Genomic DNA, 14,195 nt, shown 5'->3' on the forward strand with positions numbered 1-14,195 from the left:
ACAATGACCTCCTAAAAATTTTTTCCTATTTTAATAAGCTCAAAAAGTCTGAAATTGGATCATTTGGAACCATTTGAGCAGTAAGTTTAACACCTTTTTCTGCCAATTTGTGGAAGTCTTCCACATCCTTGTCCACTACGTTGATAGAACGTGTGATGGCGCGAGTTTCTGGTGTTTGAGACATATTCCCAACATTAAGGGTTTCAATTGGTACACCTGCTTCTACCAAACCAAGGAAGCGGTCTGGTTTACGAGCCACGATAAAGAGACGTTGGCTATCGTATTTTCCAGCAAGAATATTGGCTGCCGCTTTCTCAATTGGCAAAATACTCAACTTCACACCTGGTGGTGTTGCAAGTTTCAAACCACTCTTTTCAACGTCGTTGTTGACAACTTCGTCATCTACAACCATGATACGTGAAACATTTAGTTTTCCAGCCCATAGATTGGCTACTTGTCCGTGGATCAAACGTCCATCGATACGGCATCCTACAATTGTCATAAGTTTTCCCCCTTTATGTGTTTTAGTGTAGGTTTACGAGTTAAATGAATCTCTTCTTTATATTCACCTTCTGTTTCAAAGATAATGATACGATTGGCACCTTCCTTGAGATAGCTATGAGGAATATAAAGCGAGAGGGTTGGGCCGACGTTCCAAAAACGTCCTAGGTTCTGCCCATTGACAAAGGCAACTCCCTTACCAAACTCAGACAAGTCTAGGTAAGTATCTTTTGGCTCTTGGACTGTAAAGTCATAAGCGTAAAAGGCTGGTTGTCCTTCTGCCCATCCTTTTGAAAAATCAATTTTCTCAGGATTGTCTAGAGGAAGTGGATAGTGTTTCCAGTTTAGTAAGAAGTGCAAATCCTTACAAACCCCTGTCCGAATTCCCTTACGTTGCGTATCCGCTAAGAACTTATGTCCATAGTTGACACGCCCCATATTTTCTACCAAGATATCTAGCCTAGATAGCGCTTTCTTTTCACCTTGATAAAAAATATCTTCCCCAATCTCTGTCTGATATTGGGTTTCAACCCACTGACCATCGACATAAAGCTGAGCCCTATCTCGACCGTCAATGATACGAAGTCTTTCTTCTTCTGCATCCCAGTTTGTTTCTGTTCGATAAAGTAGATAGCCATAGCTTTGTCCCAACTCCTCCATCTTTTTAGGATAGAGGCTTTCTACTGGACTTGACAAGCTATCCAAGGTTTCAAACAAGGAAACTTTTTCAACTAGTGGAATAGCATCCAACTCCATACTCTCTTTGTAGAGTGGCTCCAACTGCGGATACTCTGGAAAATGTGTTGCCATCATCTTCTTGACTGCCAGATATTTGGCAGTTGGATTTCCTTCCTCATCTAGAAGGGCATCGTAATCATAAGATGTAACTTGTGGCAGGTCCAAAGTCCCTCGAGCTGAGCAACCATTCATGAAGCCAAAGTTTGTACCACCGTGGAACATGTAAAGATTGATAGAGCCTTGTTCCAAAACTTCTCGAACTGCATCTGCCAATTCTTTGGGATCCCGTGTGATAATCGGTTCTTTCCAACGATTGAACCAGCCATCCCAGAACTCCATACACATGAGCGGCCATTTCTTGCCATGTTCATCAAAGAATTCCTGCATCTGTGAAAAGTTGTACGGAGCTTTAGAACCAAAGTTTCCTGTTACAAAGAGGTCATCTTCGATTAAGGTTCCAGCTTTCAGAGTAGCTCTCCATGGACCATCTGATGTAAAGAGAGGACAGGTTACGCCACGCTCTTCCATCAACTGTCGAATTGCTCTTAGGTAAGCCTTATCTTCGCCATAAGAACCATACTCATTTTCAACCTGCATCATAAGGATATTGCCACCATTGTCCAACAAATGTGGCACCAACCGTGACAAGAGCTGGTCATAGTAGCGACCGACAGCTTCAATATAAGCAGGATCTGAGGAACGAAGCCTCATATCTTTGGTTAAAAGCCAAGCTGGTAAGCCACCGAATTCCCACTCCGCACAGATGAAGGGAGAGGGACGAACGATAGCGTAGAGACCCAAATCTTGTGCTGTCTGAAGAAATCGCTCCAAATCCAGAGCTCCTTCAAAGTGAAACTCACCCTCACGAGGCTCGTGTAAATTCCAGGCCACATAAGTCTCTACTGTATTAAAACCAAGAGCCTTCAAGTTATAGAGCGAATGATACCAATCTTCTGGAGGAACCCTAAAATAATGAATGGCGCCAGATAAAATCTTAAATGATTTTCCATCGAGATAAAAATCATCCCGTATCTCAAATCGTGTCATATTCTTACCTTCTGACAATAAAGTTTACGCTTTCATTTGTTGATATAGTAAATATATCTCAATATCTTACATTTGTCAATAGGTTTTCACAATTTTTTTCATTTTTCACTAAATTTTACACAAAAAACTTATAAAAATCTTGTAATCTATAGTCATAACAACATTTTAGCACCATGTATAAAAATGTAGGTTTTTCTATTTATTCCTATGTAAATTAACCTTATAGCCTATTATTCTAATTTTTTTATTCAAAAGGCTACTATTCTTTCCAGTTTTATGGTAAAATCTTTAACGGAGAAGGAAAATCGAGGTGAAAATATGGCAATTCCAAAGTATCAATATATTAAAGATGAGTTAAAGAACAAAATCATTTCTGGTCAATTTGCCAGTGGAGATAAATTCTACACTGAAGCTGAATTGATTGCAATGTATGACGTGAGTTCTATCACAGTTGTCCGCGCCTTAAACGACCTTGCCAAGGATGGCTATATTGTCCGTCAACAAGGAAAGGGTACATTCGTTTCACGCGCACGCAAACACAAACTCGTAGAGTTTTCAGATGTAGAAGTTTTTGAAACTAAAGATGATAAAGTTACCGTCCTTTCTATTGAGCGTGGAAATAAACTAAGCTACTTAGAAAAACTTGGACTACGCGGAGATCAGTTCTACTACAAGATTGAACGCGTACGCGAAACAGGTGGTGTTGTGTACATCTACCATACATCTTACATTCCAGAACAATACATCAACGCAAATTATCCAAATCTTGAATATTATAGCTCTATCTATAACCGTTTCAAATTGGATTACCACATTCACATGAATGATGAACATTTTGAAGAAATCAATGAAATAGCATTTCCAACTCCAGAACATGCGGCTTCAATCCTCGGAGTCGATGAACAATTCCCAACCGTTTTACAAACCAAGACTACTAAACTAGAGTCTACTGGTCAAGTTCTTGCATACAGCGAAACATATAAACGCGCAGATTACTACAAAATCAAATTCATTTCATGTGACCGTGATCACTAAGAAGAAAGCCTAAGCCTTGCTTGGGCTTTTTCTATGCTTATTATACCATACCAAAAAGGTAGCGCTTACCTTTTATAGTAGATTCTATAGTTTGTAGAGTATTTTATAGAAATAGGGCTAAAAAATTTCTACTAAATATATATATGTTTCTTTTACAACCAATCTGAAATCTTAAGCTTAAATTTTATATTTTTTTATACTTATTATAGTTTTTTATCACCTCCTCTTGACTCTTATTAATATAAGAAATAAAATAAGGGTGTTGTTTTATGTAAACGCTATCAATATAAAATACAATCAGGAGGTTTTGCAATGAAACAAGAAAAACAACAACGTTTTTCCATTCGTAAATACGCTGTAGGAGCAGCTTCTGTTCTAATTGGATTTGCCTTCCAAGCACAGGCTGTTGCAGCCGATGGAGTTACTCCTACTACTACGGAAAACCAACCGACCATCCATACGGTTTCCGATTCCCCTCAACCATCCGAAAATCGGACTGAGGAAACACCTAAAGCAGAGCTTCAACCAGAAGCTCCAAAAACTGTAGAAACGGAAACTCCGACTACTGATACGGTAGCTAGTCTTCCAAAAACAAAAGAAAAACCACAAGAGGAAGTTAGTTCAACTCCTAGTGATAAAGAAGAAGTGGTAACTCCAACTTCTGCTGAAAAAGAAACTACCGATAAAAAGGCAGAGGAAACTAGCCCTAAAAAGGAAGTTCCGAAAGAGGCTAATTCTAAAGAGTCGGATACAGATAAGACTGATAAACCAGAAGCTGACAAGGATAAACCAGCTGAAAAAGATGCTAAGAAAGATGAACCAAAAGCAGAGGCTGACAAACCAGCAACAGAGGCAGGGAAGGAACGTGCTGCAACTGAAAATGAAAAATTAGCTAAACGAAAAATCGTTTCAATTGATGCTGGACGTAAATATTTCTCACCTGAGCAGCTCAAGGAAATCATCGATAAAGCGAAAGAATATGGTTACACAGATCTTCATCTCTTGGTAGGGAACGATGGTCTCCGTTTCATGCTGGATGATATGTCTATGAAAGTAGGCGATAAGACCTACTCAAGTGATGATGTCAAACGTGCCATTGAAAATGGAACCAATGCTTATTACGACGATCCAAATGGCAACCATCTCACTGAAAGTCAGATGACAGATTTGATTAATTATGCCAAAGATAAGGGAATTGGAGTGATTCCAACTGTCAATAGTCCTGGACATATGGATGCTATTCTCCATGCTATGAAAGAACTTGGTATTGAAAATCCTAACTTTGATTATTTTGGTACAAAATCTGAACGAACTGTTGACCTAAATAATAAACAAGCAGTCGATTTTACAAAAACGCTGATTGACAAATACGCTAACTACTTCTCTAAGAAATCTGAAATCTTCAATATTGGTTTGGATGAATATGCCAATGATGCGACAAATGCTAAAGGTTGGAGTGTGCTTCAAGCTGATAAATATTATCCAAATGAAGGCTACCCTGAAAAAGGATATGAAAAATTCATCTTTTACGCTAATGACCTCGCTCGTATTGTAAAATCTCACGGTCTCAAACCAATGGCCTTTAACGACGGTATCTACTACAATAGCGACACAAGCTTTGGTAGTTTTGACAAAGACATCATCGTTTCTATGTGGACTGGTGGTTGGGGGGGCTACGACGTTGCTTCTTCTAAACTACTAGCTGAAAAAGGTCACCAAATCCTGAATACCAACGATGCTTGGTACTACGTTCTTGGACGAAACGCTGATGGCCAAGGTTGGTACAATCTCGATCAGGGGCTCAATGGTATTAAAAACACACCAATCACTTCTGTACCAAAAACAGAAGGAGCTGATGTCCCAATCATCGGTGGTATGGTAGCTGCTTGGGCCGATACCCCATCTGCACGTTATTCGCCATCTCGCCTCTTCAAACTCATGCGTCATTTTGCAAATGCCAACGCTGAATACTTCGCAGCCAACTATCAACCTGCAGAAAAAGCACTAGAAACTATACCAAAAGACCCTAACCGCTATACTGCTGAAAGTTTTGCTGCTGTCAAAGAAGCTGAAAAAACCATCCGTTCACTCGATAGCAACCTCAGTCGTGCTCAACAGGATACGATTGATCAAGCCATCGCAAGCCTTCAAGATGCTATTAAAAACTTGGCTTTAACTCCAGAAGCACAAAAAGAAGAGGATGCTAAACGCGAACTTGAAAAACTGAATAAGAATAAAGTCATTTCCATCGATGCAGGTCGCAAATACTTCTCTCTAGATCAACTCAAACGCATCGTAGACAAGGCGAGCGAGCTCGGCTACTCTGATGCCCATCTCCTTCTAGGAAATGATGGCCTTCGCTTCCTACTCGATGATATGACCATTACTGCCAACGGAAAAACCTATGCTAGTGATGACGTTAAAAAAGCTATTATCGAAGGAACTAAAGCTTACTATGACGATCCAAACGGTACTGCACTGACACAGGCAGAAGTGACAGAACTTGCCAAATACGCTAAGGAAAAAGGTATTGGTCTGATACCAGCTATTAATAGCCCAGGACATATGGATGCTATGCTTGTTGCCATGGAAAAACTTGGCATCGCGAATCCTCAAGCCAACTTTGATAAAGTTTCAAAAACCACGATGGACCTTGAAAATCAAGAAGCCCTTAACTTTACCAAAGCCCTTATCGGTAAGTATATGGATTACTTTGCTGATAAATCAAAGATTTTCAACTATGGTACAGATGAATATGCCAATGATGCGACCAACGCCCAAGGTTGGTACTACCTCAAATGGTATGGACTCTATAACAAGTTCGCAGACTATTCTAACAGCCTTGCTGCTATGGCCAAAGAAAGAGGGCTACAACCAATGGCCTTCAACGATGGCTTCTACTATGAAGACAAGGATGATGCTGAATTCGATAAGGATGTCTTGATTTCTTACTGGTCTAAAGGCTGGTGGGGCTACAACCTTGCTTCACCTCAATATCTAGCAAGCAAGGGTTATAAGTTCTTGAATACCAACGGTGACTGGTACTACATTCTCGGACAAAAACCAGAAGATGGTGGTGGTTTCCTCAAAAAAGCTATTGAGAATACTGGAAAAACACCATTCAATCAACTAGCTTCTACCAAATATCCTGAAGTTGACCTTCCAACAGTTGGAAGTATGCTTTCAATCTGGGCAGATAGACCAAGCGCTGAGTACAAGGAAGAGGAAATCTTTGAACTCATGACTGCCTTTGCTGACCACAACAAAGACTACTTCCGAGCTAATTATAATGCTCTTCGCGAAGAATTAGCTAAAATCCCTACAAACTTAGACGGATACAGCACAGAAAGCCTAGCAGCACTCAAGGCAGCAAAAGATGGACTAAACCTTAACCTCAACCGCAGCAAACAAGCTGAACTAGACGCACTAGTAGGTAAGCTCAAAGCTGCTCTGCAAGGCCTCAAACCAGCTGCAACTCATTCAGGAAGCCTAGATGAAAATGAACTAGCTGCTAATGTTGAAACTAAACCTGAACTAGTTGTGAAGACAGAAAGCATTCCATTTAAAGTCATTCGAAAAGAAAATACGAACCTCCCAGCAGGTCAAGAAAAAGTTGTCAAAGCTGGAGTTCTAGGTGAACGCACTTCTTACGTATCTGTTCTTACTGAAAATGGAAAGACTAGCGAAACCGTTCTAGATAGTCAAGTAACCAAAGACCCTGTCGATCAAATTGTGGAATTCGGAGCACCAATTACACATGTCGGCGATGAAAACGGCCTTGCTCCAATCGCAGAAGAAAAACCTAGACTCGACATTCCTAAGGAAGAGCCTAGACGAACAGAAACTCCTTTCAAAGTAGTTGTTGAAAGTGGACCTAAAGCTGAATCTAACTCTGCTAACGGAGTCACTCATCAATTAGCAGATGGTAAAAATAGTAAGCCAGGATGGAAATTAATTGAAAGTAAATGGTATTACTATGATCATGCAGATAAAGTGAAGACCGGTTGGGTTAAAGACGGAGCATGGTACTACCTAGATGAGACTGGTGTTATGCAAACTGGTTGGCAGAAAGTAAATGGTACATGGTATTATCTTGATAACTCAGGTGCTATGCAAACTGGTTGGATCGATCAAGGTGGATCATGGTACTATCTCAACGACTCAGGTGCCATGCAAACCGGCTGGGTCAACCAAGGAGATACATGGTATTATCTTGACAATTCAGGTACAATGAAAACTGGTTGGTTCCAAGTTGGAGATAAATGGTATTATTCATACCCTTCAGGAGCCTTAGCTGTTAACACAACAATTAATGGCTACGCTGTAAATGCCGATGGCGAATGGATTCAATAAGATAAAATGAAAGATTTATATCCAAAAACCTAATGAGAACTGAGTATAAAACTCAAGTTCAGAAGAAAAAGAAATAAATCTTTCCAAAATGAAACGCATATTATCAAGGTATGTCAACACCTGATAATATGCGTTTTTCTGATTTTAAAGAGACTGGATGCCCAGCCTCTTTTTTATAATTAATCACCTAATCCAAGACGTTCAAAGATATCATCCACTCGTTTAGTGTAGTAAAGAGGGTTGAAGATTTCATCGATTTCTTCTTGTGTGAGGCGTGATGTCACTTCTGGATCTGCCTCAAGAAGTGGTTTAAAGTCTACTTGATTGTCCCAAGAGTAGGCTGTTTTTGGTTGTACCAAGTCATAGGCTTGTTCGCGGGTCATGCCTTTTTCAATCAAGGTCAACATGGCACGTTGGCTAAAGATTAGACCGAAGGTTGAGTTCATGTTGCGGATCATGTTTTCTGGGAAGACGGTCAAGTTCTTAACGATATTTCCAAAACGGTTGAGCATGTAATCAATCAAAATAGTTGTATCTGGTGTGATGATACGCTCAGCTGATGAGTGGGAAATGTCGCGTTCGTGCCAGAGAGCAACGTTTTCATAGGCTGTAATCATGTGACCACGGATAACACGCGCAAGACCTGTCATATTTTCAGAACCTATCGGGTTGCGTTTGTGAGGCATTGCTGAAGACCCTTTTTGCCCTTTAGCAAAGAATTCTTCCACTTCACGTTGTTCAGACTTTTGCAAACCGCGAATCTCAGTCGCCATACGTTCGATAGAAGTCGCGATGCTGGCAAGAACTGCAAAGTACTCAGCATGAAGATCACGAGGAAGCACCTGTGTAGAGATTTCTTGAGCACGGATACCAAGCTTGTCGCAGACGTATTGCTCCACAAATGGTGGGATGTTGGCAAAGTTCCCAACCGCACCAGAGATTTTACCAGCTTCTACACCAGCAGCTGCATGCTCGAAACGCTCGATATTGCGCTTCATTTCGCTATACCAAGTTGCCAATTTCAGACCAAAGGTTGTAGGTTCAGCGTGCACACCGTGGGTACGACCCATCATGATGGTAAACTTGTGCTCCTTAGCCTTATCAGCGATGATGTTGGTGAAATTTTCAAGGTCACGACGGATGATGTCGTTGGCCTGCTTGTAGAGGTAACCGTAAGCCGTATCCACCACGTCAGTTGATGTCAAACCGTAATGAACCCACTTGCGCTCTTCGCCAAGCGTTTCAGAAACCGCACGTGTGAAGGCAACCACATCGTGACGAGTTTCCTGCTCAATCTCCAAAATACGGTCGATATCAAAGTCCGCTTTTTCGCGAATTAAAGCCACATCTTCCTTAGGGATTTCTCCCAACTCAGCCCATGCCTCGTCAGCCAAGATTTCCACCTCAAGCCAAGCACGGTATTTATTTTCTTCACTCCAAATGTTCGCCATCTCAGGGCGAGAGTAACGGTTGATCATGTTGTTCATTTTTCCTTTCTTCTTAAGCTGTTGGGAATAAGCTATCTAGGTAAACCAAGATTTCTACTCAAACTCCTCTTTTCCTATAAACACAGATGGATAGTGTAGTAATTCATTGAGATCGGTATCCAATGGTAAATCATAAATTGCTAAATAGTTTTCAGGATATTGAGCAATTAGCTCTTCATATTTAGCCTTCACCTTTTCATGATCACTGCTAGCATACAAGACTTCCACGACTGCTCCAGTCTTATCCTTTTCAACAAAAGCGTTAACAATGATTTGAATCATAGTCTTCACCTACCAATCAATTCCTTTCCCAAACTCCTCAACCTCATCCGGCGCATCACTAAACAAAGTCACATGCCCCATTTTGCGGTTGTGCTTCGCTTCTATTTTACCATACATGTGGAGGTGGGCGCTTGGATTTTCTGTGACATATTTTTCAGCAGCCTCGACATGCTGGCCGAGGACATTAAACATAACGGCTGGGGCATGCAGTTTGATAGCTGGTAATGGTGCTCCCAGAACGCCCAGAATATGTGTATCAAATTGTGAAAAGTCACAAGCTTCGATAGAGTAGTGCCCAGAGTTGTGTGGTCGTGGGGCAATTTCATTGACAATGATGTCATCAGCGGTCGCAAACATTTCCACGCAAAGCGTTCCAGATAAGTTAAGTTGTTCAGCAATTCGCACAGCCATGGCTTTGGCTTTTTCAGCTAGACTTTCTGAAATGCGAGCTGGCACGATGGTTTTTGACAGGATGTTGTTACGGTGGATATTTTCCTGAACTGGGAAAACCGTCACGTCCTTGCCATTTCCTGACACGATGACAGAAATTTCAAGGTCAAAATTGACAAATTCTTCCAAGACACAATCTGCTGAGTCTGCTAGTTCATAGGCTTCTTCCAAGTCTGCTTCTGAGCGAATGACCTTTTGCCCATGCCCGTCATAGCCACCAGTCGCAGTCTTGAGGACATAGTTTTTGGACAGGTCAATCTCCGCCAAGTCTTGACTAGAATTTACAACCTTGTAAGGAGCCACCGTTACTTGAGCCTTGTTAGAAAGGAAGTCCTTTTCAAAAATCCGGTTTTGGGAGATGCGAAGTAGATCGGTTCCTTGAGGGAGTTGTCCATCCTTGATAACAGCATCCAAACCGTCGGCATCGACATTTTCAAATTCATAAGTGAGAACATCACAGCGGTCCGCCAGCTGACGAAGGGCATCCACATCGTCATAAGGAGCCACGATGATTTCCGCAACGCGAGAGGCCGGGCAATCCGCCGCAGGATCCAGCGCGATAACCTTGTGACCCATATAGATAGCAGAAATGGCCATCATCTGACCCAGTTGACCACCACCGATAATGCCGATTGTTTTAGATGAGCTCATTCGTCGACTCCTCTGCGATTTTTCCTTGTTCTTCTGCAAAATCTGCCAAAGCTGTCGCAATAGCTTGGTCCTCTACTGAGAGGAGACGGAGGGCAAAGAGAGCCGCATTTGTCGCACCAGCTTCACCAATAGCCATTGTCGCCACAGGCACACCGCCCGGCATCTGAACGATAGAATAGAGCGAGTCCACGCCACTAAGGGCACGTGATTTGACGGGCACCCCAATGACTGGAAGGGTTGTTTTAGCTGCGACCATACCTGGCAAATGGGCTGCGCCTCCAGCACCCGCTATGATGACCTTGATACCGCGACTACGTGCTTCCTCCGCATGTTTAAACATGAGGTCTGGTGTACGGTGTGCAGAAACAACTTTCTTTTCGTAGGCTACACCGAAGCGGTCTAGGACTTCTGCTGTTTTTTTCATGGTTGCCCAGTCGGATTTTGAGCCCATGATGATGGAAATAATTGGTTTGGTCATGATTTTCCTTTTCTTTCCTTTCTTTTTTCAATCACCTTAGGTTGTGAGGGACGGCAGCAGCCACCAAAGGTGTCTCATGCCTAAATCGGAAGCCCAAGGTCTTCCAATTTCCCTGAACAATTGTATTGTCATTCAATCGTTCTTGCACAACAGCGGTGATTGTTCTATATTAGCTCGCTAACGCTCGCAAATCAAACGACTATTAACGTACTTGACGACTGCATCGCTTTTTCTTATACCTTTATCGAATAGCTTTACTTCCGATATCTTTTCGGTAAAAGAGGCCTTCTGTTTTTTGTTGGGCGAGTTCTTGGTAGATGGTGTCTTGAGTTTCTTTGACAGTATCTGCTGTGGTGACGAGCATATAGACACGTCCGCCGTTTGATAACAGTGCTCTGCTATTTTCCGCAAACTTAGCCCCTGCATAATAGGTGATAATGTCACCTTCTGTCTTGGCTGGTAACTTGACACCTTTTTCATAGTCTAGCGGATAACCGTTAGATGCGACAACCACACCCAGAGTCACACCCTTGTCCGTCCAGGTGATGTTTGGCTCCTTGCCATCGAGGATATCCGTAATATTTTGGGCAAAATCAGAGGTTAATCGAGGTAGAATAATCTGAGTTTCAGGATCTCCAAAGCGAGCATTAAACTCGATAACCTTAGGTCCATCAGCTGTCAAGATAAGCCCTGCGTAAAGAACTCCCAGATATGGACGCCCTTCTTGGATCATGCCCTCTAGGACTGGCTTGACAATAGTCTCCACTGCTGTGTCAATCACGCTCTGTGGCAAGTGTGGAACTGGCGCATAGGCACCCATACCACCCGTGTTAGGCCCTTTGTCGCCATCATAGGCACGTTTGTGGTCCTGAGCCGTTGGCATGATGTAGAACTTATCACCATTGACAAAGGCAAAAAGTGAAAATTCCTCTCCGTCGAGGAATTCCTCAATAACCACACGCGCACCTGAGTCCCCAAATTTATTGTCCAAAAGCATCTCATGAGTGGTTTCGACTGCTTGCTCAACCGTCTCCGCAACAACGACACCTTTCCCAAGCGCCAAGCCATCCGCCTTGACTACGATAGGCGCACCCTGCTTTTCGATATAGGCCTTGGCTTCCTCGAAATCTGAGAACGTGCCATAGGCTGCTGTCGGAACGCCGTATTTGACCATGATTTCCTTGGCAAAATCCTTGGACCACTCCAGCTCAGCTGCCAATCTTGTCGGACCAAAGGCTTTGAGACCAGCTGCATGGAAATCATCCACGATACCAGTCGCAAGGGCATCATCTGGACCAATAAAGGTCCAAGCAATATCGTTGGTTTTTGCAAACTCAATCAATTTAGAATGTTCGGAAATAGAGATATTTACCAACTCCAAACCATCCAGAGTCATTCCGTCATTTCCAGGAGCTACAAAAACCTTTTCTACCTCTTTTGACTCAAGCAACTTCTTAGCAATCGCATGTTCACGACCACCAGAACCGACAACTAACAGCTTCATCTCTCAACCTCTTTTGCGAATTATTTACTAATATTATATCACAAACGTTCGTTTTAATCCTGTTTCGTTCTGTCTTTTAATCAAAAAAAGGAAAGAAACTGTTTTCTTTCCTTTACGTTCTTAATGTCTAAAATGTCTCACGCCTGTGAAGACCATGGTCAAGCCGTATTTATCAGCAGCTTCGATGGATTCCTGATCACGGACGGACCCACCTGGCTGGATGATAGCCTTGATACCTGCTTTGGCAATTTCTTCCACGTTATCCGCAAATGGGAAGAAGGCATCAGAAGCAAGAACAGCGCCGTCAAGGCGGTCTTTAGCTTGTTCGATGGCGATACGGACTGAAGCCACACGGTTGGTTTGACCTGGGCCAACACCAAGTGTCATGTGGTCATTGGTCACGATGATACCGTTTGATTTGACGTACTTGATAGCCTTCCAAGCGAACTCAAGAGCAGTCGCTTCTGTCTCGGTTGGCTGGCGTTTGGTCACCACTTGCCAATCGGCTGGGCTTTCCTTGACCACGTCTTGGTTTTGCACCAGAAGTCCACCTACTACGCCTGTGTATTCTGCTTCCACTTCGCTAGCCTCTTGAGCATCAAATGGCAAGGAAAGGATACGCAAGTTTTTCTTTTTATTGGTCAAAATGGCTAGCGCCTCATCGGTATAGCTTGGTGCGATAATGATTTCAAGGAAAACGCCGTGCATCTTCTCAGCTGTCGCAGCATCCACCTCACGGTTAAGAACAACGATACCACCAAAGATAGACACTGGGTCAGACTCATAAGCGTAGTTCCAAGCAGTCTCGATGTCATCAGCCTGACCGATTCCACATGGGTTCATGTGTTTGAGAGCCACAACGGTTGGACGGTCTTTGAAGTCACGGATGATACGGATAGCAGCATCAGCGTCACGGATATTGTTAAAGGACAATTCTTTACCGTTGAGCTGTTTGGCTGAAGCAATGGAGTAGTCTGTCGGCAAGGCTTTTTGGTAGAAGTCTGCATCCTGCTGAGGATTTTCACCGTAACGCATAGCTTGCTTGAGGTCATAGGTCAAGGTCAGCTTTTCAGGTTTGCTTTCGCCCACTTGAGCTGTGAAATACTCTGCAATCAAGGCGTCATAAGCCGCTGTATGACGGAAAACCTTAGCCGCCAAACGTTGGCGAGTTTCATAAGTCGTTTCACCATTGGCTGACAACTCGTCCAAAACCACAGCGTAGTCAGCAGGATCTACCACAACTGTAACACTGGCATGATTTTTCGCTGCTGAACGAAGCATAGATGGCCCACCGATATCGATATTCTCCACCGCATCAGCATAAGTTACGTCTGGTTTGAGAATCGTTTCTTTAAAGGGATAGAGATTGACCACTACAAGGTCAATGAGCTCGATTTGATTGTCTTTGGCCGCTTCCAGGTGACTATCCAAATCACGACGAGCGAGGAGTCCACCGTGGATATTTGGATGAAGGGTCTTGACACGACCGTCCATCATTTCTGGAAAACCAGTCACATCATCAATCGCAATGGTGTCTACCCCAGCATTATCAAGGGCAACCTTGGTCCCACCTGTCGAGATAATCTCCCAACCAAGTTTTTTAAGTTCTTGGGCAAATTCAACAATGCCCGCTTTATCTGAGACGCTGATTAAAGCTTTTTTCGTCATT

General features: G+C 42.8%; 11 protein-coding genes. 2 read left to right on the forward strand and 9 right to left on the reverse strand.

All coding sequences use genetic code 11. The features are described 5' to 3' along the window. Positions 1-25: 25 nt before the first annotated feature. Together N8M16_RS05500 and N8M16_RS05505 are read right to left on the reverse strand one after the other, a co-directional pair. Positions 26-502, reverse strand: coding sequence for a PTS sugar transporter subunit IIB (locus tag N8M16_RS05500; RefSeq protein WP_020903315.1), 477 nt, complete (start codon positions 500-502; stop codon positions 26-28). After that, entirely contained in the window at positions 499-2,286 is a 1,788-nt protein-coding gene (locus N8M16_RS05505; protein WP_033681001.1) for a glycoside hydrolase family 35 protein, read from the reverse strand. The genes N8M16_RS05500 and N8M16_RS05505 overlap by 4 nt, the downstream gene beginning before the upstream one ends. A 318-nt stretch (positions 2,287-2,604) precedes the next feature. Between N8M16_RS05505 and N8M16_RS05510 the strand changes: the two genes are divergently transcribed. Then, positions 2,605-3,321, forward strand: a complete 717-nt coding sequence (locus tag N8M16_RS05510) for a GntR family transcriptional regulator (RefSeq protein ID WP_001007193.1) — start codon at positions 2,605-2,607, stop codon at positions 3,319-3,321. A gap of 312 nt (positions 3,322-3,633) precedes the next feature. After that, positions 3,634-7,674 carry a family 20 glycosylhydrolase gene (locus N8M16_RS05515; protein ID WP_261069780.1) on the forward strand — a complete coding sequence of 1,347 codons (4,041 nt, stop codon included), beginning with the start codon at positions 3,634-3,636 and terminating at the stop codon, positions 7,672-7,674. A 179-nt stretch (positions 7,675-7,853) separates the two neighbouring features. On the opposite strand, the gene purB is transcribed toward N8M16_RS05515, so the two are convergent. The 7 genes from purB to purH all read right to left on the reverse strand — a co-directional run bounded on the left by purB (position 7,854) and on the right by purH (position 14,194). Further along, on the reverse strand, positions 7,854-9,152 hold the full coding sequence (gene purB / locus N8M16_RS05520; protein ID WP_000610725.1) for an adenylosuccinate lyase: 1,299 nt from the start codon (positions 9,150-9,152) through the stop codon (positions 7,854-7,856). 63 nt (positions 9,153-9,215) lie between these two features. Beyond that, on the reverse strand, positions 9,216-9,443 hold the full coding sequence (locus N8M16_RS05525; protein ID WP_064275776.1) for a hypothetical protein: 228 nt from the start codon (positions 9,441-9,443) through the stop codon (positions 9,216-9,218). A 9-nt stretch (positions 9,444-9,452) separates the two neighbouring features. Further along, positions 9,453-10,544: a 5-(carboxyamino)imidazole ribonucleotide synthase gene (gene purK / locus N8M16_RS05530; RefSeq protein WP_261069781.1), complete on the reverse strand. Its 1,092-nt coding sequence runs from the start codon at positions 10,542-10,544 to the stop codon at positions 9,453-9,455. Next, positions 10,531-11,022 carry a 5-(carboxyamino)imidazole ribonucleotide mutase gene (purE, locus tag N8M16_RS05535; RefSeq protein ID WP_261069782.1) on the reverse strand — a complete coding sequence of 164 codons (492 nt, stop codon included), beginning with the start codon at positions 11,020-11,022 and terminating at the stop codon, positions 10,531-10,533. The genes purK and purE overlap by 14 nt, the downstream gene beginning before the upstream one ends. A gap of 31 nt (positions 11,023-11,053) precedes the next feature. Continuing rightward, positions 11,054-11,170, reverse strand: a complete 117-nt coding sequence (locus N8M16_RS05540; RefSeq protein ID WP_078228439.1) for a phosphoribosylaminoimidazole carboxylase — start codon at positions 11,168-11,170, stop codon at positions 11,054-11,056. A gap of 93 nt (positions 11,171-11,263) precedes the next feature. Then, the gene (gene purD, locus N8M16_RS05545; RefSeq protein WP_070528168.1) at positions 11,264-12,526 is read right to left on the reverse strand and encodes a phosphoribosylamine--glycine ligase; all 1,263 of its coding nucleotides are present in this window, start codon (positions 12,524-12,526) and stop codon (positions 11,264-11,266) included. A gap of 120 nt (positions 12,527-12,646) precedes the next feature. Further along, positions 12,647-14,194 carry a bifunctional phosphoribosylaminoimidazolecarboxamide formyltransferase/IMP cyclohydrolase gene (gene purH, locus N8M16_RS05550; protein ID WP_049502326.1) on the reverse strand — a complete coding sequence of 516 codons (1,548 nt, stop codon included), beginning with the start codon at positions 14,192-14,194 and terminating at the stop codon, positions 12,647-12,649. Between the last annotated feature and the right edge of the window lies 1 nt (position 14,195).

The sequence above is a fragment of the Streptococcus mitis genome, from assembly GCF_946188375.1.
Taxonomy (GTDB): domain Bacteria; phylum Bacillota; class Bacilli; order Lactobacillales; family Streptococcaceae; genus Streptococcus; species Streptococcus mitis_CX.

Coding starts and splice junctions, on each gene's coding strand:
- N8M16_RS05500 (WP_020903315.1), bottom strand. CDS start 502: ATGACAATTGTAGGATGCCGTATCGATGGACGTTTGATCCACGGACAA.
- purB (WP_000610725.1), bottom strand. CDS start 9,152: ATGATCAACCGTTACTCTCGCCCTGAGATGGCGAACATTTGGAGTGAA.
- purH (WP_049502326.1), bottom strand. CDS start 14,194: ATGACGAAAAAAGCTTTAATCAGCGTCTCAGATAAAGCGGGCATTGTT.
- purD (WP_070528168.1), bottom strand. CDS start 12,526: ATGAAGCTGTTAGTTGTCGGTTCTGGTGGTCGTGAACATGCGATTGCT.
- N8M16_RS05525 (WP_064275776.1), bottom strand. CDS start 9,443: ATGATTCAAATCATTGTTAACGCTTTTGTTGAAAAGGATAAGACTGGA.
- N8M16_RS05515 (WP_261069780.1), top strand. CDS start 3,634: ATGAAACAAGAAAAACAACAACGTTTTTCCATTCGTAAATACGCTGTA.
- N8M16_RS05510 (WP_001007193.1), top strand. CDS start 2,605: ATGGCAATTCCAAAGTATCAATATATTAAAGATGAGTTAAAGAACAAA.
- purE (WP_261069782.1), bottom strand. CDS start 11,022: ATGACCAAACCAATTATTTCCATCATCATGGGCTCAAAATCCGACTGG.
- N8M16_RS05505 (WP_033681001.1), bottom strand. CDS start 2,286: ATGACACGATTTGAGATACGGGATGATTTTTATCTCGATGGAAAATCA.
- purK (WP_261069781.1), bottom strand. CDS start 10,544: ATGAGCTCATCTAAAACAATCGGCATTATCGGTGGTGGTCAACTGGGT.